Below are 22802 nucleotides of genomic sequence, written 5' to 3'. Positions count from 1 at the left end.
ACACTCAACTCATGAAATAGTTTTAACCTAGGAGTGTGTTCCAACATATATCGCCTTTCATGAGGGGAAAGCAAGAACATGAGTCAGGATCAGCAACGTAAAATTATATTTATTGATATCGACGGTACACTTGTGACGGATGATGGCAGTGTACCGGAGTCTGCCCAAGCTGCTTGTCGTTTGGCGAGAGAGAACGGGCATTTATTGTTTCTATGCACAGGACGTTCGAAGGCTGAAATATATGATGAGATCTGGGATCTGGGATTTGACGGGCTGATCGGTGCAGGAGGAGGTTATGTGGAAGTGGGTGGAGAGACCCTCTATCATAAAAAAGTACTTCCTGAAGACGTACTCGATATGGTTGATTTCTTCATTGAGCATGGAATTAATTTCTATCTTGAATCGAATTCGGCCTTGTACGCAAGCCCTAATCTGAAGACTCACCTGGAGAGATTGTTGCATGGAGATATAGAGAATGATCCTGCGGCACGGCAACAAATGGAGGCATCACCACACCCGTTTATCACTCAACTCACTTATGGGGAAACGGATTGGAACAAAGAAGATGTCAACAAAGTGTGTTTCCTGGAGAGCAAGGTTCCATTTGCAATGATTAAGCAGCGGTTTGAAGGGAAATTCCAAGCTATTCAGTGCACAGTCCCGATCTTCGGAGAAGACAGTGGAGAATTAATGCTGCCCGGCATTCATAAGGCTGTTGCGATTGCAGATGTGCTACATCATCTTGGTTTGCCCGTGGAACATACGATTGGAATTGGAGACGGGATGAACGATGTCGAGATGCTGGAATTTTGCAAATTGGGAATCGCGATGGGCAATGCCAAGCCTGGCTTGAAAGAGATTGCAGACGATATTACAGATGATCTAGAGAATGATGGGCTGTACAAAAGTTTTGTGAAGCATGGTTTCATTTCCGTTTAAACGCTTTATGGAAATACGGATAACCTATCTGGTGTAACATGTATCACCATAGCCACTGAACAGTTCACAAAGTCGCCGACTGGCGACTTTGTGTGCTTTAAACAGAAACGTATCGTCGGGCTTGTCTATAACAGCGTGTCATATAACAGGTGGCCAGTTCATAATGACTACCTGTTTTTTTTGATTATTACGTTACGTGGATCAATTCTCGACGAACATATCCTTTTGATTTTGTTTTCGAAAGCTACGAGGAGACTCACCAACTGTTTTGGTGAACAGAATCGTGAAGTAGTTTGGATTATCATAGCCAACGAGCTTGGCAATTTCCCATACCTTTTTCTTGGTAGAGACTAATAACCGGGTAGCTTCTCCCATTCTACGCTGGATCAAGTAATGATAAGGAGACGTACCATAGTGTTTGGAATACATATGAATCAGATAATAGAAGTCAATGTGAAAATGATCCGCCAGTTCTTTTAACTTAATGGGTTGCCTGTAGTTGGTATCCAGATAGTCTTTAACCCTTTCCGCAAGATTATTGCTTAGAACGATCTCGCTCGCTGTGCGCTGATGATGTGACATCCGATGAATAATGACCAATATGGCTTTTAGCACATGATGAGAGATATATTCGTAACCGTCTTCACGGATTGAAAACTCATTGAACATTGTCTGCATTAACGAACAGAGTTCCTCCGAATAGCGATTCGAGCGAATGACAGGTTCGCTGCCAGGGGAAACAACCCAATCTCTATCAGGATGTATCCCATCATGGAAACGAAAGCCGCAATAATAGGTGGATAACGGGAACTCAGGATCAGACTTCTCTTCATGTAATGTTCCTTTGTTATAGACAAGCAGATCGCCTTGTTGAACTGAATGCTTCGTGCCGTTGATTGTGAACGAGCCTTTACCGTCTATTACATAAATAATCTCATGCAGATCGTCATGCTTGTGTGTAGGAAAGCTCCAATGGGGATGATCCGCAAGCTTACCTACGTAAATAATAGTACATTCTTGATCATCATATCGTTGGGCGGTTTCTAAGTGTGTATTCATTTAGCGTGTCTTCCCTTCAGTACATCTATCTGCAAAATGACAACATATATCATGTTTATAAATAAGACCACAACAACCTTAATTGTCGCCTAGCCTCATCTGACAGTACAATTTGACTATTCATATGTACTATATATCGAACTGAGGGGAAGGGAAAGTATATTGTATGACATAAAATAAATATAAGAGACATAGAAAGGTCGGCAACAATCGCAACAATAGAGAGGAATAGTGAGGGCTTATTCATGACTAGAAATAGAGAAACTTTACTTATATTAACGCTTACGCTAGTGAGCTTCGTATTAGGCACGACCGAATATGTCATCGTAGGTGTATTAAAAGAAATAGAGCATGCGATGAAAGTATCGCTGGCAGCGGCTGGCGCGCTCGTGTCTGGCTTTGCGATTGCCTACGCTATCGGGACACCGTTTGCAGTCGCATCATTGTCCAAACTGTCACGCAGAAACTCCATTCTGATCGGTTTTGGCATCGTACTCGCGTTGAACCTACTAACGGTGTTCGCCACAACATTCTATTCATTAATGGCTATTCGTATTGTATCAGCGGTCGCTTGTGGGCTTACCGTTTCGCTGTCGATCTCCATTGCTAGCGATGCAGTTCAGCAGGAGAGAAGGGGCGAAGCGATCGCTTGGATCTTAGGCGGGTTTTCTATCGCTAATGTATTTGGCGTACCACTAGGGACATTCATTGGACAGCATCTGAACTGGTGGATGACCTTTGTAGTTACCGCAGGGATCGGTGTAATACCGTTCATATTGATGTTCCGTATTCTTCCGCGGCAAACAACAACGATCACCAGTTCATTCAGTGACCAGATGGTTTTATTTATGAAACCTCGTATTCTGCTGGCCTGCTTAATTCCAGTGCTCGGCAATAGCTGTATCTTCGTGACATTTACTTATATTACTCCTTTATTGAGCCAGTCCATGGGGGTGCCTACAAGCTGGATCAGCGGTGTGCTTCTGATCTATGGAGCCTGCAGTATTTTGAGTAACTGGATCGGAGCTAAAATAGCCAAAGGGGATTTCTTGCCCAAGCTGAACTGGCTTTTTATTATTCAAGCGGTTATCTTCGGAGGGCTGAGTTTGACTGTATCGAATCTATGGCTGGGGCTTACGTTTCTATTCTTGATCGGTTGTCTGTCATCCTCGATGAGTGCCGCATCCCAACTGTATCTGTTTGATGTATCTGGCGTAGTCGCGCCAAAATCCAAAGCGTTTGCATCCACATTGCTGCCTGTATCGGCCAATGTTGGCATTGCGCTTGGCTCTGGGATCGGCGGAATCGCCGTTAATCTGGGTGGCGTGAATTGGGTGCCGCCGGTTGCCATTGTGCTGGCACTGTCAGCTTTTGTAATTACGAAAGTATGCCAGCGCTCGATTCAATTGAAGCCAGATGGAGAAATGGCAACGAATGCTGCCTAAACGAACCGACCTAAGTTGAATGTTTTGCTGCAATAAATAACGGATAAGGTTCGTGAGATACCATACAAATTTGCTGCTGTTTAGCGAAACTGTATGGTTTTCTGTTGTTTTATATCTTTTTTCAATAACATATGCGTCTTGATATTAACTCTTACATTCCTATTTAGCTGACATGTAGTAGAAAAATGCAATCTTTTGGTGAGCTTGTAAGGGGGCAGATTTGATAGAATGATAACAAGCTTTCTTGGTTCCAGCAGTAAGTTCCATGACATGAGGAGGTAAAAAGAATGAAAAAGCCAATCATCGGTGTTCTGCCGTTGTATGATTCTGATAAAAAAAGTTATTGGATGCTTCCGGATTATATGTACGCTATAGAGAGTTCAGGCGGAATTCCAATGATGTTACCTCTGACGACTAACCTCGATATTATTGTAAGGCTAGCACATGAACTTGACGGATTTTTATTCACCGGCGGACATGATCTCAATCCAGAGCTTTATCATGAAAAGATGGAGGAGACGTGCGGGGAGCTATGTCATGAACGGGATCGAATGGAGGCACTTCTTTTTCAAAAGGTCGCCCAGCTAGATAAACCAGCCTTTGGGATTTGCCGTGGACTGCAGCTATTTAATGTAATGTTGGGTGGGTCTTTGATTCAGGATATTCCGACTGGGCTGCAGGTACCGATACCTGTTCAGCACAAGCAAAGTCCGCCGTACACGAATCTTGTCCATGAGGTACATATCGCTAAACATAATTTACTACACGATATTCTTCAGACTCATACAATTAAAGTGAATAGTTATCATCATCAGGGGATCAAAGTTTTAGCTGATCAATTAACGGCTGTAGCCGTCGCTGAGGATGGATTAGTGGAAGCTGTAGTTATGCCTGAGCGTACATTTGTTATGGCTGTACAGTGGCATCCAGAATATAGTTTTCGTGTAGATGAGCATAGTCAAAAGTTATTCTCAAGCTTTGTGTCCTCATGCCAGTCTCTTAGCTATAATCAGAATATCGGAGACATCATTGCCTAGATCAGTTGATTGGCGATGATGTAAAATAAAAAAAGACCTCCAATGATTCCATCAGAGGAGGTCTTCGAATTAGACAAATGATGGGCATAGCCCTTCATTCATTTATTTTTTGGATTCAGTATGAGAAGGTGCTTGATCACTCGCATTCAGTGTTGCAATCAGCTTCTCACCCTCCACATCCAGATTCGGCAGGATACGATCCAACCACTTAGGAAGCGTCCAGGCTTTGTCGCCGAAGATCGCCATAGTGGCAGGAACAAGTCCCATACGAATGATGAAGGCATCAATGAGGATACCTACGGCCAACGTAAAACCGATCTGTTTGATCATGACATCATCTGTGAAGATGAATCCTGCGAACACAGAAACCATGATCACCGCTGCCGCTACGACAACACGACTGACCTGATTGTATCCATGAACAACCGATTCGCGTCCTCTGTGACCATGCACATATGATTCGCGCATCGAGCTGACAAGGAACACTTGATAGTCCATGGCTAGACCATACAAAATGCCTGTTACGATGATCGGCATGAAGCTCAGCAGCGGACCGCCCGTATCGAAGCCAAAGAGCGAATGCAGCCAGCCCCATTGGAACACCGCGGTTGTAATACCGAATGTAGCCAGAATACTAAGCAGGAAGCCAATCGTTGCTTTGATCGGAACGATAATTGAACGGAATACAAGTAATAGAATAATGAGTGAGAGTAGAATAATAATACCTACATAAATAGGGAATACCTGTGCCAGTTTGGCCGACATATCAATGTTGACCGCTGTCAGACCTGTAACTCCAATTTTTACGTCATTCTGCTGTGCGAAACTGGCATCGGCAGAACGTAGATCATTGACTAGGTCTTTGGTGGTCACATCATTAGGACCTGTCTTCGGAATGAGACTAAATATCGCCAGATCTTCTGTCATGCCAAGTGGCGTGACTTGAGCAACATTGTCCTGACCTTGCAGACCCATCATCAGGCTGCCAACTAGTTCAGGGGTGACCTGAGCTGAGGAGTTGTTAGGTTCTGCAACCAAAATAAGCGGACCGTTGAATCCTTCTCCGAATCCTTCGGAGATCGCATCATAACTTTGTCTTGCTGTTGTGTCCAGGTTCGCCGAGGATGCCCCAGGGATGCCCATTTCCATTTTAGTGATTGGTGTAGCAGCAAAGCCAAGAATAACGACAATGGCAATAATAGTAGCCCAACGATTTTTGATAACGAATTTAACCCATCTGTCAGCAATTCCATGATTAGCCGCTTTTGATGGCTGTGCACCTTTCTCGCGAGCTTTAGTCGAACAGATGCGTTCCCCGACAAGCCCCAGCAGAGCCGGCAACAAGGTCAACGCAACAAATACGTTAATTAGCACAGTCGCAGCCGCAACAAGAGCCATTGTAGATAAGAAGGCAAGTCCAATCACGAGCATACCACATAGTGCAATGATAACCGTTAAACCAGCAAAGAATACGGCGCTGCCTGATGTACCGATTGCTCTTGCCGTCGCTTCTTGTGCACTCAAACGCTGATCGATAATCATTCGCCGCTGGCGATTGACGATGAATAGAGCATAATCTATACCGACTGCCAGACCAACCATAAGAGCTAGAACGGAAGTGACACTAGGCATTTCAATGAATTTGGAGATAGAGAACGCTCCGCCTACTCCGATCGCCACCCCAAGAAGAGCTGTAATCAGAGGCAATCCTGCTGCAACAACGGAACCCAGCGTGATTAATAGAACAATAATAGCGATAACCAAGCCGACGATCTCAGCCGAACCAACACCGATGGATACGGCTTTAAGTGTTTCACCCGGGAGCACGGTGATATTAGTTCCTTGCTCTACCGTCATAACGGATTGAATAACGGCATCGAATATATCCTGTGTAATGGCAGATTGTTCAATGGTGAATTGGAACTGGAATAGAGCGGTGCTGCCGTCCGAAGAGATTAATACACCAGGAACGGGAACACCTTCTACCATTAATGGTCCGTACGGAGGTGGTGTTGTGTTCCCGGATTGTGCTGCTGCACCAGCAGCCTGAGACATTTGAGACATGTCTGCAGATGCACCGGCACTGCTAGCTTCTGCTGCATAATCCGCAGGATTAATGACCTGCTCTAACCCGTACACTTCACTGACACCCTTCATAATCGCACTAAGGCGTTCAGGAGTATCCAAACGTTCGTTATCGGGTGCTTTGAAAACGACACTTCCTTGGCCGCCTGAAGCGGCTGGCAGTTCTTTTGCTAACTGATCCAACACTTTCTGTGACTCTGTACCTTCAATCTTCATCTCAGAGCTGATATGTACACCATTGATGCTGATCATCGAAATAACAATGCCCAGAATCAGTACCCAGCCAATAATGAAGTATAACGGTTTGCGAAAAGCGGTTTTTCCCAATTTGTATAATAACGTAGACATTTCTCTCTTTTACACTCCTTTGAATAGATGCATATGAATGATGGGAGGCTAGAAGCCTTTTCGCAAATGATCAAAAACGGTTTCTAAAAACTGGTCAAATGTGACTGCACCTTCTTTGGTATCATCCGTTACAGCCTGACCTGGCAATAACACATTGAGTCTTCCATCAATTAATGGAAGGATTGTTCCATAGATCGAGTTGAGTAGAAGATAAGTGTAAATTTCATCGTACTTTCCATCAGACAGATCCAGCAGCGTTTCTTGCGCTTGCGTCTGCATCTGGTGCATTGCCCCGAGGTAATGTGGCTCCAGCACGGGATACGTCTTAGATAACAATAAGAGTTGATGCAATCTTCCGATGAGTTCTGTAGTAAGCTGCATTTTAATTAATTGGTAGAGGACATCGAGTAGAGACGCATGCTCGGGCAGCTCGGTGAGCAAATGCTCTAGTTCAGCCGTATTCAGAACCGATGTAGCTCCTCTGGCAACAGCTTCTTCCTTACAAGTGAAGTAATTGGCAAACGTTCTGCGAGAATAACCTGCTTTTTGCACAATATCTTCGACCGTAAAACCGTCGAGCCCATGTTCCAGGGTAAGTTCGAATGCAATGCTGGCAAGCGACTTTTCGGTCGCTTCTTTTTTTAGATGTCTTAAAGTTCGTTTAATCATGAGCGGTCGCTTATGCGTTCATCTCCATCTCCAGCGAAGCTGGCGGAATTAGCTTATTTATTTTATAACGTGTAAATAGAATTCCCCCTTATGTCTAATAAAATTTAGAATTGTGAGAATATAGGTGAGCAAATAGAATGCTGTGAAATTATCATAACAACAACTTGCACAATGTGCAAATTTACTCAATGAGCAAGTTTGTAGATGTTGAATGAAGATATGAATATCCACTTTCTGTGATATTTCGTAATTCAAATATGCATTTCATTTATGTCTAGACAAAAATGAAAGTAACCAGGATCACTCGACAGAGATGAATGAATATCCATGATTACCTCATTAATATTCGCTTCAATTAATTACGGTTTAAATTTCAGTTGCTGTGCAAGTGGAAGATAGGGCTGATAATATGAGAGAGAGAAGAGCGAACAATATGTTGTTATTGGCAGTAAGGCAATGAATTGAATCGAAATGGGGGGAGTTTCAATTTAACGCTTCGGATGTACTGATTTGATTTGAATTTGCAGGGATTTTATCATACTTGTAATAGCAATCATGCTAGAATAGAGGTATTCGGCAGATGTTATCGAGGTAGATGCTACATCAGCTTAGTTGTTATGGGATTATTAATGTTCATGGAGGTTAGACAGATGAGAACAGATGAATATTTTATGCATAAAGCTATTGAAATTGCACAGCAAGCGCGCCAAGAGGGAAACGAACCTTTTGGTGCAATTCTGGTTAAGAATGAAGAGGTCGTGATGATAGGTGAAAATAAAATTAATACGTTGTGTGATCCGACTCATCACGCCGAAATTGGACTTATAAGAAAATTTTGTTCAGAGCATCACGTATTTGACTTAAGCGAATACACTTTGTATACGAGTTGTGAGCCATGCGTAATGTGCTCCGGAGCGATGGTGTGGTCTAATCTCGGCAGACTTGTGTATAGTGTATCCCATGATCAATTGGCTGAAATTGCTGGAAGTAATATTATGATCTCATGTGAAGAAGTGTTTGCGAAAAGTCCTCAACACCCTGAGGTTGTAAAGGAATTACTCAATCGAGAAGGGATGAAAGTATTCGAGGGTTACCAATTCCACGTATAGTTTAATAGACTCTCAAAATTTATTTTTAAATATGCCTTGATTTTTTCGGAAACGTCTGATAGTGTAATACCTGTGATTTTGGAAAGTTGATTTATCAATATGAATTAGAGCTTTCCAGCAGATAAATTTGACCACTTCCCCCAGGAAGTTAAGGCCATACGGACAGCCGGGTCAAACGCCGATTGGCAACTTATGTTGCCTTATTGATTGAGTTCAAAGCTCAAATTTTATAAGTTGGTTACTTTACAACCAGTGCAATTGCACATCAACTTGTGAAACGGTCAATAAGAGTGGTAAAGGCGAATTATTTGCTATATAGACTCTGATCCAATATTGATATACATGAAGGAGCTTTCCGCCAAAGGAGTTCTTGTGAATTTTTTTGGTCAAGGAGTCTTCACGTCTTATTTATGATGTATATCAACAAGCAAGTGTGATGATGCGCAAATATGCGGCATTTTTCACCTTGCTTTTTTTATTGTATCAGTAGCGGGTGAACGTTGCATAATGAAACAATACAATCTGTGATGGCATGGAATCGTACAAAAAAAACGAACCTACATATGGGGATAGGAGAATGAAAAATGGGAAAAGCACTAATCATCGGCGCCGGCGGCGTTGCTTCTGTGGCAGTACACAAATGCGTTCAAAATAGCGAAGTTTTTGAGGAGATCTGCATCGCGAGTCGTACAAAATCAAAATGTGACGAACTTAAAGCGAAGCTGGACGGCGGCAAAACAAAAATTACGACAGCACAAGTGGATGCTGACAATGTTGACGAGTTGATCGCGTTGATCAACGAAGTTAAACCGGATATCGTGATGAATCTGGCTTTGCCATATCAGGATCTGACGATCATGGATGCTTGTCTTGCAACGAAAACAAACTACATGGATACAGCGAACTATGAGCCAGAAGATACAGCAAAATTCGAATACAGCTGGCAGTGGGATTACAAAGAGCGCTTTGAAAAAGCAGGCATTACTGCATTGCTTGGAAGCGGATTTGACCCTGGCGTAACTGGCGTATTCTCTGCATATGCCCTGAAACACTATTTCGATGAAATCGAATATATCGACATCCTTGACTGCAATGGCGGTGACCATGGTTACCCGTTCGCAACAAACTTTAACCCTGAGATCAACATCCGTGAAGTTTCAGCTAACGGAAGATACTGGGAAAATGGTGAATGGATCGAAACGAAGCCAATGGAAATCAAACGTGTTTATGACTTCAAAGAAGTTGGCGAAAAAGATATGTACCTGTTGTACCATGAAGAATTGGAGTCCTTGGCGAAAAACATTCCTGGTCTAAAACGTATCCGTTTCTTCATGACATTTGGCCAAAGCTACCTGACTCACTTGAAAGCATTGGAAAACGTAGGCATGACTTCAATCGAACCGATTGAATATGAAGGCAAACAAATCATTCCATTGCAATTCTTGAAAGCAGTATTGCCAGATCCAGCATCCCTTGGACCACGTACAGTGGGTAAAACGAACATCGGTTGCATTTTCAAAGGTAAAAAAGATGGCCAAGACAAAACATACTATGTATACAACATCTGTGATCACCAAGAGTGCTTCAAAGAAGTTGGTTCCCAAGCGATCTCTTACACAACAGGCGTTCCAGCAATGATCGGTGCGGCAATGGTTATGACAGGTAAATGGAATAAACCAGGCGTATTCAACGTCGAAGAGTTCAACCCAGATCCGTTCATGGAAGAATTGAACAAATGGGGTCTCCCATGGGTAGAAGACTTCAACCCGGTATTGGTTGATGAACTGCCAGAAGAAGCAAAAGAATCGGAGCTTGTTCGTTAAAATGCGGTTTGAGCAATTACCGACGCCGTGCTTTGTTGTTGACGAGAGCCTAATTGAGAAAAACCTAAAAATCCTGAACGGGGTAATGCAGCGTACAGGTGCCAAAATTGTGCTTGCACAAAAGGCGTTCTCCATGACTGCGATGTATCCTCTCATTGGAGAATACCTGAGTGGTGCGACGGCAAGTGGACTGTATGAAGCACGTTTGGGTCACGAAGAAATGGGCAAGGAAAACCATGTCTTTGCTCCAGCTTACCGTGCAGAAGAGATCGACGAGATTATTTCGATCTGTGACCACATCATTTTCAACTCATTTTCGCAGCTTGCGAAATTTAAGGATAAGGCGCTTCAGGCTGGCCGCAAGGTTGGTTTGCGCATTAACCCGGAATGTTCAACCCAAGAAGGACACGAGATCTATGATCCGTGTTCTCCGGGTTCTCGTTTTGGAGCTAAACAAGAGGATTTCCGAGCAGAACTGCTCGAAGGGGTATCAGGACTGCATTTCCACACATTGTGTCAGCAAAACTCCGATGATCTGGAGACAACGCTGAACGCAGTTGTAGAGAAGTTCGGTCAATGGCTGCCACAGATGGAATGGATTAACTTCGGTGGTGGACATCACATCACACGTGAAGACTATGACATTCCAAGATTGGAAGCTTGCATTAAGCGTATGCAGAACGACTATGGTCTAGAAGTTTATCTGGAGCCGGGAGAAGCCGTTGCTCTAAATGCAGGATATCTGGTGACTTCCGTGCTGGACTTCCACAAAAACGGCATGGATATTGCTATTCTGGATACTTCAGCTACATGTCATATGCCAGATGTACTGGAAATGCCGTATCGTCCGCCGCTGATCGGTTCAGGAGAAGTGGGCGAGAAGGCGCATCTGTATCGTCTGGGTGGACAAACTTGCCTATCTGGTGACGTCATTGGAGATTACTCATTCGATCAACCTTTGCAAGAAGGTGACCGCCTCGTATTCGAGGACATGGCGATCTACTCCATGGTAAAAACCAATACCTTTAACGGCATGCCGTTGCCAGCCATTGCAGTCAAACGAAAAGATGGCGATTGTGAAATCGTGCGAGAGTTCGGATACCAGGATTTCAAAACAAGATTGGCTTAATACGTTATTATATATCCTAAGTTATCACCGTTATTACTCTAGCGATGTATATTGTAATTATATAAGTAAAAAGAGCAGTTCCCAAATCACACTCGTGTGACCTGGAACTGCTCTTTTTTTTGTATTAGTTGTTTGAATCAACGGGTTTACTTGCTGCTCGGGTGGCATAAGGAAACATGGGGTCTTTCAGTTCAAATTCATACGTTAGTCCATTAACGATCCCTACGACATATTCACTGTCGTACAGGTCTAGTAAAAATCCGGCCATCTGCTCGGCTGTATGGAACTTAGGTACACGCCCTTCATACTGGAACTGATCTAGATCAAAGGCACGTTCAGCAAACTCGGTCTCTGTAGCAGCAGGCGCGAGCACTTTGGCTTGCATGGGCACATGTTTACTTTTGAGCTCTTGTGCCAAACCTTCGGTAAAGGCGCTGACATAAAACTTGGTTGCACAATACGTTACCGCATCGGGTACAATCGTATAGCCGCCTCCGGAAGAGATGTTGATAATCTGTGTGCCTGGAGTCTCGGCATAATCCCGAACATAGAGAGTGGAGAGAATCGTAAGAGCTTCAATATTGAGATGAAGCATTTGTTCAATTTTAGGCAAGTGTTGCTCACCAACGGAGGCAAAATTGCCAAAGCCAGCATTGTTGATCCATGTTTCGATGGAATAACCGTTCAAACTTTCATAGAAAGCATGTACATCCGCGGCAATGGATAGATCTACGGTGCGATTGACAACGTCTAACGTGTTATCTATTTCAGCAATTTTGGATTTTAACTGTTCCAACTCAGCGGTTCTGCGTGCAGCTAGAATCAGATGTTTACCACGTGCTGCAAATGCCAAAGCTGCTTCATATCCAATGCCTGAACTTGCTCCAGTAATTACGGTGTATTTCATGAGAATTCCTCCGAATCTAATTTCAGTATTTTTATTGTGATGTGACTACGAGTTGATTATACTGATTAGAGCTTACTCTAAGTCAAGCAAGAAAATGGAAAGGAGTTCAACCATGCATACCATTGGTGAAGTCGCTGAATTGCTCGGGATCAGTGCGCATACGTTGCGGTATTACGAAAAGGAGCAGATCATCATCCCACTTCGTGATGCCGGTGGAGATAGGCGATATAATGAATCTCATGTGAAGTGGCTGCAATTCGTCATCAAGTTAAAAGAAACACAAATGCCGATCGCTGTCATCAAAAAATATGCTTCGTTATTTCAAGAAGGTGAGCACACAGCTCCAGAACGTTTGAAGCTGCTGGAGAATCATAAGAGAGCCGTTGAAGATCAGATGAACAACCTTCATGCCGCGAACGAAATGCTGGAACTTAAAATTGTGGCATATCGATCATTTATCGGGAAATAATGTAATGAGCTTGGATTCAATAGATAGCGTAACATGCTTTTTTTAAATGACCTTCTATTGCCAAGAGTGTGATTTTTGTTATAGACTATTTTTTATGTTTGCTAAAATTTACGTTGTGCATTGTTCATCAAGGGGGAAATGGAATGAATCAAAACAGAATACAAAAATCGAACAAGCTAAAGATCCTCTCCAAAGTATTGTTAATCATTATCGGGGGATTTATCACGGCATATGGCTTGGAAGCCATATTGATTCCGAACAATGTCTCGGACGGCGGGGTAACCGGTCTTAGCATCGTAGGATCACAATTGTTCGGACTACCACTCGGGATGTTAATCGGGCTTATTAACATTCCTTTTGTATGGCTTGGTTATAAGCAGATTGGTAAGAGTTTTGCTTTATATTCGGTCATCGGTATTGCTTCACTTGCGGTTAGCACCAGTATGATGCACCATGTGCCAACGATTATTCAAGGCGATACTTTGCTGGTTACCGTTGTTGGCGGTATTATTATCGGTTTTGGTATGGGTCTTGCACTGCGTAATGGCGGAGCATTAGATGGAATAGACATGTTGGCTGTGTTGTTATCCCGTAAAGTCCCATTTGGAACGAGTGACCTAATCCTGTTCCTCAACATGTTTGTGTTTATCGTCGTGTCTACCGTATTCGGTCTGCAAGGGGCGATTCTGTCAGGGCTTGCGTACTTTATTGCTTCTAAAGTTATACATATCGTTGAAGAAGGCTTGAGCGGTTCCAAGACATTCAAAATTATTACGAATCAACCAGAGATTATGGTCGAAACCATTCGTGATCGTCTAGGACGTGGAGCAACATATACGGACGCATATGGTGGATACTCTAATGAGCAATTCAAAGAAATTACGTGTGTCATCAACCGGATGGAAGAGAGTAAAATTAAAGATATCATTCATGAAATTGATCCTACGGCTTTTGTAGTCGTATACGATGTAGCCGAGGTTAAAGGCGGGAATTTCAAGAAGAAGGATATTCACTAGAAAGAATCAAAAACGCGCTAGAGAGAAGAGTTCTCTCAGCGCGTTTTTTTATACAATTAGGTTTCGGTAAACACCGTTGCAAAACTGCTGTCCACACCTTCAATATACAATGGGATAGCGTATACCTTGCTAATATTAGACAGATCATGATTGAGATTCATGTCCTCAATGACGAGAATATACTTGCCATCGATCCTGTCTTTCCCTAATATCGTTTGGTGAAAAGCAACGGCTTCATCTGGATGATTAGCCGCGCCAGCTGAGATCGCGTCCAATCCAACTGCCCGCAACGAGTCGAAGACCATTAGGTAACGGGCAGCAGATGCTGCAAGACCCGGGTTATGATTGCTGTATCGGGTAGGGTCTGTTGACCGTTTATTGCCAAAACCAGTGCGAATCAACACTAGATCCGAACCAGCAATTTGATGTTCATAAGGTTCAAGATCTGCTTTGGTAATAAGCTCATCATCTTGTTTGGGAATATCAAGCACGACAGGATGGTTGAAGATGAAGTTATCTAACGGGATCTCCGTTAACTTTTTGCCCTGAGGATTGAAATGCCATGGTCCGTCAATATGCGTACCGTTGTGGTTAAGGGAAGTAATAATGAACTGATTGTACAGATTACCTTGATCTATACTCGACTGCTGCTGGATCTCTACCGGAGGATTACCGTTATATATGGGAGTATGCGTGCTAAGAGGATAGGACAAGAGCATTCGTGTCATCTTCCAATCGCTCCTTTATGAACCACATAATATGATCTAAATTGCAATGGCTGAAGAGGGACATGCAACCGGAACCATGTCTGATATGCTACACCATTTATCGTTTTATGCGATGAGGCTTTATTTCATGAATGATATTACACAGTAAGGTTGCATCGTAAATGTTTCATCGGTATCATTTGTGCTTATTCTCTTATTTAAACTACTGTTAAGATAGTAAGATCTGACTATATGATGTGGAGTTGATTCTATCTATGTATGCATATAAAATAACTCATTTTGTTTCCGTATCTGAATATGAACCGTTTCAGACGAGATTTGGTGGACAGCCAGATTGGCTGACCTCTCCAGAGTGGCCTGTCAGTGCTGCATGGGATGATCGACCTATGAAATTTATAGGGCAGGTTCGATTAGACGAATGGGATGAAGATGTGAATTCCATCCGGATGGCATACATTTTTGTGACACAGCCTGAAGACCGACAAGACACGTTTTTTGATCCGGATATTATATATCCATATGAGGGCGAGAATGCAGTTATTATTCAGGCTGAGGGGAGTATTCCAAGCTGCATATCTATTCGAGAGCATGTAACTGGACCAACCACTGATGAACAGTGTGTCTGGATACCCCAGGTTAAGCAGGTGACAGAGGGACATACATCAAGCTTTGAAGAAATAGACATCGATAAATTCGGAGGTATTCCCGCATGTATTCAAGGGTCTCCAATAGAAGAACATGATCATCTATTACTTCAACTGCATACGAATTGGTTGCCTTTTTATATCAATGCTGGTGGAGCACCAACCATGTTTGTTTACCTCAAGGAAACTAAACATGAAGGTTATATTATAGTGGAGGATACCTAAGATGATGAAACGAATTCATAAACCGTATCTTTTTTTTCTGCTCTGGAATGTGCTGATGGTCGGAGGTGTACATATTTCAACTATTCAGCATGAACCGGGTAGAGGAGTTTCTGGTAACGGAAATCTGGGTCTTCTCGTTCTATTTCCATCCATACTGACATTTATTATCCTGTGTATGTGGACGATGACGTTAACCAGAAGGTGGTTTAATGATCATCGTGATCGCTCGGATCCGATGTATGCTCTGATACCTATTGTAGCTATTTTGTTGTGTGGTCTCTTTATCTTCATGGAAGTTCAATTCATTCACAATTTAGGCGAACAGCTGAACGGTTACACGAATGATCCCGATTCGGCAGTCTACCGCTTTGGCTGGCTGAACCAGTATACTAATACACTGTATTATAACTTTCCAATCCTGCTTTTCGGATTGTCGTTCTCTATATTCATAGGCTGGATAATGGAGCGGATACTGCGAAACAGGTCATGAACATTTTCTAAACTGAAATGGAGAAAAAGGATAATGAAAACGAACACGTTAATGGCGGCATTGTTGTGCAGCTTAACAATTGTTGTATTGGGCTGCTCAACGGATCAACAACTCGTTGCAAGTCTTACCAATGAAAGAATAGAAGAACTACGTGAAGAATATCCACTTTCAGCAGGTAGTCCTGCGTATGTACAGACGATAGATGTCCCCTTTGATCAAATTCTAGAGATATCCGATGCAGTAATTATAGCTGAAGTGTTGAAACAAAATGAGAATTTCCGAGCTACTTTATCTACAGAACCAGGAACACCAGAGGGGGATTTTGCCGAGAAGGATAAGAGTCAGGGCATAGAACCTTATCAACCAACGTTTGTTTCATATGAGGTTAAGGTACACCAGGTGATCGTGGGAAAAGAGGTTAACGAGAACATTAACTTATTTTATAATGCTGACTTCGTGGGGGTAGAACCCGATCTGAAACCTGGTATGAAAATAGTGACTTCTATCAAAGGAGGGACTGCCCCTGAACAAAAGGGGAGTTATTCTTTTACTAGATATGCGACGTATTATGTTGTAGACGACAACTATGTACTATCTGCGTTCCAAGGGAACACGGAAGAGATGATAAATTTTACGAAGCAAACAGATGGGAAGACACTAAATAACTTGGTAGAGCGCATCGAAGAACTCTGGGCAAATTAGGTAGAACAAAGTCTTGCTTGAGCAAAATTTATGACTCATTCATGTTTGGAAACCTCTCGAGCCATCCATTCCAATAGAAAGAGTACGGGGAATTGGGTGGTTATATTTGCTGATTCATAGTACTCCTCATTTACATAATAGGGAATATTAGTATCGGAGATTTTGGCTATAGTGGATTGGCGATTATTCGTAATACTCACAATTTTATTTTTCTCCTGCTTAATTTGTGTTAGATGGGGTAGGATGAATGGATTTTCACCCGAGGTCGATAATGCAATCGTAACACTGTTCTCTCGTATTTTGGCATGGACAGGGAACTGAGGATCATTAATATACATCGAGAACGTGCCAAGGCTTGAGAAATATCTAGCGCCATATTCCGCCATAATCCCTGAACTCCCCGTACCGATAAAAATGACACTGCTGGCTGTGGACACCAATTGTGCTGCTGTTCTAATCTTCTCTTCCAATTCAGGATTCTGGGAACGTTCGAAAAATTCATACACAGCATGATGAGGACTTTTCAAGGCTTTTGTTGATTTTCTATTGTGCTGAGCCAGTAACATTTTCAACTTCACTTTAAACTCCGAAAAGCCCTCACATTGGTTTTTTCTACAAAATCGCAGAATCGTTGCAGTAGAAACATGCGTCTCATCTGCCAGCTCTCTTATGCGCATGTAAGCAACCTTCTCCATGTTCTGTGAAATGTAGTTATATATTGATAATTCCAAGTCATTATATGAAGAGATCTGCTCGTTAGAAAACATGAAATATACCCTCCTTTGATTCTGAAGCACGTACAAAAATGCAAGCCACCTTTCTAAATGTAATATAACAAAGTTATAAAAACAAGGTGTTACATCAATGTAACAAATGCGAATCTTTGTTAACTCGGACTAAATGCCACAAAGTATATATTTTGATCATTAATATAAGTAACATGAGTTAAGAGCAAGATATAGGATTATACGCTGACCTAACAAAGCGGCTTCATTGAAGTAGTGTGGTTTTAAGGATTAAACAGGTTAAACATGAGAGGGTGGAACATTAGTGAAACAAACATTTACATTTCCCGCTGATTTTCTGTGGGGAGGGTCTGTATCGGCTAACCAATTGGAAGGTGCTTATCTAGAAGACGGAAAAGGGTTATCCATTCAAGATGTTATGCCTAATGGGATCATGACGCCTCCCACAGCAGAACCGACGGAAGACAATATGAAGCTGATCGGAATTGACTTCTATCACCGATACAAAGACGATATTAAACTGCTTGCCGAGATGGGCTTTAAAGTGTTCCGAACGTCGATCGCGTGGTCTAGAATTTTCCCGAAGGGCGATGAGCTTGAGCCAAATGAAAAAGGGCTGCAATTTTATGATGATCTCTTTGATGAGTGCCGCAAATACGGCATTGAGCCTTTAGTTACCATTTCTCATTATGAAACTCCTCTTCACCTGTCCAGAGAATATGATGGTTGGATTAATCGTAAAATGGTTGGTTTCTATGAACGATATGTGCGAACTATATTTGCAAGATATAAAGACAAGGTGAAATACTGGTTAACATTCAATGAGATTAATTCTATTCTGGAGCATCCGTTTATTAGTGGAGGGATCAGCACCCCTAAGGATCAACTGACGAAACAAGAGTTGTATCAAGCGGTTCACCACGAATTTGTTGCAAGTGCACTGGCAGTGAAGATTGGCCATGAAATTAATCCGAATTTCAAAATTGGTTGTATGGTTATCGCCATGCCGATATACCCACTGACTCCAGCTCCTGATGATGTCATTCGAGTGATGGAGGCTGACCACCAAAATACATTTTTTGCCGATGTTCATGTCCGTGGGCATTATCCGGGTTATATGAAACGTTATCTGAGAGAGAATGGCATTACGATTCATTTTGAACCTGGGGACGAAGAAATTCTGACACACACTGTCGACTTTATATCGTTTAGTTATTACCAGAGTAGCTGTGAAACTGCTGATCCAGCCAAACAAATTAAAGGTGAAGGTAACTTAATTGGCGGTGTCCCTAACCCACACTTGAAAGCGAGCGATTGGGGCTGGCAGATCGACCCGCAAGGCTTGCGATACATTATGAATGCGTTCTATGATCGTTATCAGAAACCGTTGTTTATCGTAGAGAATGGATTAGGTGCATTAGATGACTTGATCACATATGCAAACGGTGAAAAAACAGTGGAAGATGATTATCGAATTGATTATCTCAAGCAGCACTTGATTCAAGTCGCTGAGGCAATTCAAGACGGTGTTGAACTAATGGGCTATGCAACATGGGGATGTATTGATCTAGTCAGTGCAACTACGGCTCAGTTGAAGAAACGCTATGGATTCATCTATGTAGATCGTCATGATGACGGCTCAGGCACTTTAGAACGTTATCGTAAGAAGTCATTTTACTGGTACCAAGATGTGATCCAGACCAATGGCGGTAGTTTGTTCGAATAATACGTTAACCAGTGTGTTGAGTAGAATTGTTGAATGCAATCGTTAAATGCAAATCTTCATGCATAAGCTTTGCGTTCTTATGGAAAACTTATGTAGTGCGTTGAAATAAACATGATTTTATTTAGGGGAGGTAACCTCATGACTAATCAGGATCCACAACAGCTTCTGAAGCAAAAGCATGAACAGGATGAACATAAACGACAGTTCACCCAATTCTCCCGTAACATTTCAGGACATGGCGAGATGGAAGCAGGTCAAGAATTCAGTCATGACCGAGTGTCTGACGACCAGAACCGCATGAAATCTGTTGAGAACAGACGCACATAAGCTCAAAAAGCTAACAAATAAGCTGATCCTTCGGGATTGGCTTATTTGTTGTGTTATTGAATTAAGTCCAAGGATAACCGTTCTTGGTATTGTGCTGAAAATGGTTGTTTTGCTTTTGATGGAGTCGTATATTAATAGAGTGCGTGGAATGTGGGTGCGCGTAAACCACATCGGCAATGGATCATCTATAATGATCATAGATTCTACATACAAGGACGGGGAAAACATGGACTTTAAACCGCTTGCTTCATTTATTGATCGTATCACATCTTGGAGAGTGCCGTGGGCAGAGGTGCTTGTCTTGCATCGAAATGAACCCGTTTTCCGTTATCGGAATGGGTATGCCAATCTAGAGGAGCAAACACCAATCGGGGATGGAGCGATCTTTAATCTGTATTCCATGACCAAAATCATGACCTGTGTTGCGGGGCTGCAACTGGTGGAGAGAGGCGATATGCTGTTAAGTGATCCGTTATCAGAATACTTGCCAGAGTATGCAGACATGAAAGTGAAGAAAACGATGGCGAATGGAGAAGTTCGGCTGGAACAAGCGACCAGAGCGATAACGGTACGCGACTTGTTTACCATGACTGCTGGATTGTCATATGATGTGGGTTGCCCAAGTATACAGGAGATCGTACAGAGTAGCAACGGAACCGTAAGCACACGTGAATTTGCGAAAGCGCTTGCCAAAGAACCATTGTTATTTGAGCCTGGCACACATTGGAACTACAGTATGTGTCACGACGTGCTGGGAGCTCTGGTGGAGGTTGTTAGTGGTAAGAAGTTTGGTACGTATTTGCGAGATGCGATTACCGAACCGCTCGGCATGAAAGACACGGCATTCGATCTGAATGAAGAACAACAGCGCCGTTTAATTCCGCAATATGCTTACAATGATGAGCTTGGACAAGCCGTACGTATGGATGGCAATGGATTCCGTGTAGGTACAGAGCTGGAAAGCGGTGGAGCAGGGCTGATGTCCACGGTTAGCGACTATGCTCTGTTCTTGAATGCATTGACAGGTCGAGGCACAAGTCCGGAAGGTGTGCGAATTCTCTCCCGGGCTTCGGTAGAGCTTATGCGGACAGATCACCTGAATGAAATGACCCGAGGGGACTACTCCTGGGATCATATGGATGGGTATGGTTACGGACTAGGTGTACGTACGCACATCTCCAAAGCAGGCAGTGGATCACTTAGTGCCATTGGTGAATTCGGATGGAGTGGTGCTGCGGGTTGTATGGCAATTATTGATCCGGATTCCGAGCTGACAGTAATGTATGCACAGCATTTGTTGAACAGTCAGGAGCCTTACGTTCAGCGGCGGTTACGGAATGTTGTATATTCTTGTTTGTCATAAATGATGTAAGAGCCGCGAAATAAAAATTCGCGGCTCTTAATAGTTGATTATGCATCTTACATCTTACGGTTTATAGTTAGTGACCAACCCTTTATCCCCCTTGGCAGAGACTACCCGATTGACCATGTATATTCCGAGTGATACAAAAAGTAATGCAACCAGATTTTTCAGTTCCAGAACCGATTCCCCCAGGAACAGTGCAGATAGTAATGCACCAAATACAGGAATGAGGAAGTTATACACAGATACTTTTCCAACTTTGTTGTATTTAAGAAGCAGATTCCATAGACAGAATGCCACGGAAGATAATAAGGCCAGATAAATTAGATTCGCTGTAGATGCTAGAGTAAAGTGGGTAACACTGCCGCCAAGTGATAGACCAAGCAAAGTCAGCACAACGCCTCCAACGAACAGACTAATTCCTGTAATGATCATGACATCAATAGTAGCCGTCAAACGTTTCGCGTAGATCGCGGTCACCGAGAAGACTAGAGCAGCTATGATCACGAAACCTTCGCCTGTAAGTGAGAAGGAGAATGTGAGCAGATCTGCATGAAAATTTACAATAATTACGCCGACGAAACCAAGCACGCAGCCGACAATTTTATTTTGACTTAACTTATCATTTTTATAGATAAAGTGAGCCAGAACAACACTGAAGAACGTTGTTGTTGCATTCATAATGGAGCCTTTTACGCCGGTTGTATTGGCTACCCCAACGTAGAAAAACATATATTGCAGGCCGGTTTGCAAGACTCCGAGTGCGCCAAGGCTAGCCCACTCACGCCCGGTCAGCTTCAATCTCTGTTTTCTCACCGTTCGAAACAGGACTAGAAGCAATAAACCGGCTAATGTAAAGCGATATCCAGCAAATACGTATTTGGAGGCGATGTCCTCCGGCAAGATGTTAAAAGCGACATATCCAAGTTTAATGGATGGGTAAGCACTCCCCCATAACAAGCAGCATAGGCTTGCTATGAGCATGACAAACAATGGGTCTTGAAATTTACTTCGTTTCTCTGTTATCTCTCTCTCGATCACGTTCCATCTTCTCCTCGCAGTTTCATGCACATATGGTTGTACTAATCTCATATCCATCACTGACCATATCATAATTCGTACGACTTGTATTGCTAAATGTAAGTTCAGAACTATTTTCGAATCAGGAGATCAAGGTTTGATGGAGCCTGAAATGATCAATATCAGATTAATATGTTAAGATAAGATGAATTCTATGAATTCGATGGAGTCTATGGTTATAGGAGGACGTATAGTGTCAGCAAATATAATACAGGAATACTGGCAAAGGTTTGCCAAACAAAACGAGTTAAACATGGATGTTCCAAGTGCGTGGATGTTTGGAGACGGATCAAAGGCAATGGGAGATGAGTTAGGCGGATTAGTTGTTAGTGGCATGAAAACGGGAACGTGTTCTGCTCATTGTGCATATGAGCTAGAAAACGAGGAAATTCCAAAGGTAGGTCAGTACGATATTGTATTAGACGGAGATAACAATCCGTTAGCCATTATCCAAATGACTCAGATTGAAGTCGTGAAAATGAATGAAGTTACCCATGAATTTGCTCGATCTGAAGGAGAGGGTGATCTGAGCTATGCGTATTGGTATCAGGAGCATGTTGAATTTTTCACATGGCAATTGAGCCAGTACGGTCTTACGTTTACTCCAGAGATACTGCTGGTTTGTCAGACATTTAAGGTTGTGGACGTGTACAGGGCAGCGGTTTAGGTACGGTGGTAGAACTGCGAATGATACCGTTGCTAGATGAATAGATTGGTACTTGTATACATATCAAGT

At 42.7% G+C, this 22802-nt stretch carries 22 protein-coding genes; 15 read left to right on the top strand and 7 right to left on the bottom strand.

Annotated elements, in window-relative coordinates:
* The first annotated feature begins 78 nt into the window (after positions 1-78).
* Positions 79-939: an HAD family hydrolase gene (locus tag V6W81_RS17075; RefSeq protein WP_338539862.1), complete on the top strand. Its 861-nt coding sequence runs from the start codon at positions 79-81 to the stop codon at positions 937-939.
* Positions 940-1140: 201 nt separating this feature from the next.
* Here V6W81_RS17075 and V6W81_RS17070 read toward each other — a convergent pair whose 3' ends face one another.
* Positions 1141-1998, bottom strand: coding sequence for a helix-turn-helix transcriptional regulator (locus tag V6W81_RS17070; RefSeq protein WP_338539861.1), 858 nt, complete (start codon positions 1996-1998; stop codon positions 1141-1143).
* 245 nt (positions 1999-2243) lie between these two features.
* Here V6W81_RS17070 and V6W81_RS17065 point away from each other — a divergent pair, with 245 nt between their 5' ends.
* Both V6W81_RS17065 and V6W81_RS17060 read left to right on the top strand, forming a co-directional pair.
* Entirely contained in the window at positions 2244-3443 is a 1200-nt protein-coding gene (locus V6W81_RS17065) for an MFS transporter (protein ID WP_338539860.1), read from the top strand.
* A gap of 287 nt (positions 3444-3730) precedes the next feature.
* Positions 3731-4480 (top strand): gamma-glutamyl-gamma-aminobutyrate hydrolase family protein, encoded by a 750-nt coding sequence (locus V6W81_RS17060; RefSeq protein WP_338539859.1) that lies wholly within the window; start codon positions 3731-3733, stop codon positions 4478-4480.
* 102 nt (positions 4481-4582) lie between these two features.
* Here the strand turns inward: V6W81_RS17060 and V6W81_RS17055 are convergent, their stop codons facing one another.
* On the bottom strand, positions 4583-6913 hold the full coding sequence (locus V6W81_RS17055) for an MMPL family transporter (protein WP_338539858.1): 2331 nt from the start codon (positions 6911-6913) through the stop codon (positions 4583-4585).
* Positions 6914-6961: 48 nt separating this feature from the next.
* Positions 6962-7582, bottom strand: a complete 621-nt coding sequence (locus tag V6W81_RS17050) for a TetR/AcrR family transcriptional regulator (RefSeq protein ID WP_145047102.1) — start codon at positions 7580-7582, stop codon at positions 6962-6964.
* A gap of 650 nt (positions 7583-8232) precedes the next feature.
* Here V6W81_RS17050 and V6W81_RS17045 point away from each other — a divergent pair.
* From V6W81_RS17045 to nspC, 3 genes are all read left to right on the top strand, one after another.
* A complete protein-coding gene (locus V6W81_RS17045; protein ID WP_338539857.1) occupies positions 8233-8691 on the top strand; it encodes a nucleoside deaminase in 459 nt (152 codons plus the stop codon).
* Positions 8692-9275: 584 nt separating this feature from the next.
* Positions 9276-10514: a saccharopine dehydrogenase family protein gene (locus tag V6W81_RS17040; RefSeq protein ID WP_128101789.1), complete on the top strand. Its 1239-nt coding sequence runs from the start codon at positions 9276-9278 to the stop codon at positions 10512-10514.
* 1 nt (position 10515) lies between these two features.
* On the top strand, positions 10516-11643 hold the full coding sequence (nspC, locus tag V6W81_RS17035; protein ID WP_056690200.1) for a carboxynorspermidine decarboxylase: 1128 nt from the start codon (positions 10516-10518) through the stop codon (positions 11641-11643).
* Between the two features lie 124 nt (positions 11644-11767).
* Here nspC and V6W81_RS17030 read toward each other — a convergent pair whose 3' ends face one another.
* Positions 11768-12550, bottom strand: coding sequence for an SDR family NAD(P)-dependent oxidoreductase (locus V6W81_RS17030; protein ID WP_338539856.1), 783 nt, complete (start codon positions 12548-12550; stop codon positions 11768-11770).
* A gap of 112 nt (positions 12551-12662) precedes the next feature.
* Here V6W81_RS17030 and V6W81_RS17025 point away from each other — a divergent pair, with 112 nt between their 5' ends.
* Together V6W81_RS17025 and V6W81_RS17020 are read left to right on the top strand one after the other, a co-directional pair.
* A complete protein-coding gene (locus V6W81_RS17025) occupies positions 12663-13019 on the top strand; it encodes a MerR family transcriptional regulator (RefSeq protein ID WP_056690205.1) in 357 nt (118 codons plus the stop codon).
* Between the two features lie 143 nt (positions 13020-13162).
* The gene (locus V6W81_RS17020; RefSeq protein ID WP_056690207.1) at positions 13163-14035 is read left to right on the top strand and encodes a YitT family protein; all 873 of its coding nucleotides are present in this window, start codon (positions 13163-13165) and stop codon (positions 14033-14035) included.
* Between the two features lie 56 nt (positions 14036-14091).
* Here the strand turns inward: V6W81_RS17020 and V6W81_RS17015 are convergent, their stop codons facing one another.
* Positions 14092-14763 (bottom strand): cyclase family protein, encoded by a 672-nt coding sequence (locus tag V6W81_RS17015; protein WP_338539855.1) that lies wholly within the window; start codon positions 14761-14763, stop codon positions 14092-14094.
* Between the two features lie 254 nt (positions 14764-15017).
* On the opposite strand from V6W81_RS17015, the gene V6W81_RS17010 reads away from it, so the two are divergent.
* Genes V6W81_RS17010 through V6W81_RS17000 form a run of 3 tightly spaced genes read left to right on the top strand, consistent with a single transcriptional unit; the run spans position 15018 to position 16824 of the window.
* Positions 15018-15632 (top strand): DUF1963 domain-containing protein, encoded by a 615-nt coding sequence (locus V6W81_RS17010; protein WP_338539854.1) that lies wholly within the window; start codon positions 15018-15020, stop codon positions 15630-15632.
* A 1-nt stretch (position 15633) separates the two neighbouring features.
* Entirely contained in the window at positions 15634-16122 is a 489-nt protein-coding gene (locus tag V6W81_RS17005; RefSeq protein ID WP_338539853.1) for a hypothetical protein, read from the top strand.
* 33 nt (positions 16123-16155) lie between these two features.
* A complete protein-coding gene (locus V6W81_RS17000; protein WP_338539852.1) occupies positions 16156-16824 on the top strand; it encodes a hypothetical protein in 669 nt (222 codons plus the stop codon).
* A gap of 35 nt (positions 16825-16859) precedes the next feature.
* Here the strand turns inward: V6W81_RS17000 and V6W81_RS16995 are convergent, their stop codons facing one another.
* Positions 16860-17591, bottom strand: a complete 732-nt coding sequence (locus V6W81_RS16995) for a MurR/RpiR family transcriptional regulator (protein WP_338539851.1) — start codon at positions 17589-17591, stop codon at positions 16860-16862.
* A 283-nt stretch (positions 17592-17874) separates the two neighbouring features.
* Here V6W81_RS16995 and V6W81_RS16990 point away from each other — a divergent pair, with 283 nt between their 5' ends.
* From V6W81_RS16990 to V6W81_RS16980, 3 genes are all read left to right on the top strand, one after another.
* Positions 17875-19296, top strand: coding sequence for a glycoside hydrolase family 1 protein (locus V6W81_RS16990; RefSeq protein WP_338539850.1), 1422 nt, complete (start codon positions 17875-17877; stop codon positions 19294-19296).
* A gap of 138 nt (positions 19297-19434) precedes the next feature.
* Positions 19435-19623, top strand: coding sequence for a hypothetical protein (locus V6W81_RS16985; RefSeq protein ID WP_145047082.1), 189 nt, complete (start codon positions 19435-19437; stop codon positions 19621-19623).
* Positions 19624-19849: 226 nt separating this feature from the next.
* Positions 19850-20986, top strand: a complete 1137-nt coding sequence (locus V6W81_RS16980) for a serine hydrolase domain-containing protein (RefSeq protein ID WP_338539849.1) — start codon at positions 19850-19852, stop codon at positions 20984-20986.
* 63 nt (positions 20987-21049) lie between these two features.
* Here the strand turns inward: V6W81_RS16980 and V6W81_RS16975 are convergent, their stop codons facing one another.
* Positions 21050-22027, bottom strand: a complete 978-nt coding sequence (locus tag V6W81_RS16975) for a DMT family transporter (protein ID WP_338539848.1) — start codon at positions 22025-22027, stop codon at positions 21050-21052.
* Between the two features lie 232 nt (positions 22028-22259).
* Here V6W81_RS16975 and V6W81_RS16970 point away from each other — a divergent pair, with 232 nt between their 5' ends.
* Positions 22260-22733, top strand: coding sequence for an ASCH domain-containing protein (locus V6W81_RS16970; protein WP_186380888.1), 474 nt, complete (start codon positions 22260-22262; stop codon positions 22731-22733).
* The last annotated feature ends 69 nt before the right edge of the window (positions 22734-22802 follow it).

Source organism: Paenibacillus tundrae, assembly GCF_036884255.1.
Classification (GTDB): domain Bacteria; phylum Bacillota; class Bacilli; order Paenibacillales; family Paenibacillaceae; genus Paenibacillus.
The sequence above is the reverse complement of the archived record's forward strand: the minus strand, read 5'-3'. Positions and strand labels throughout refer to the sequence as shown.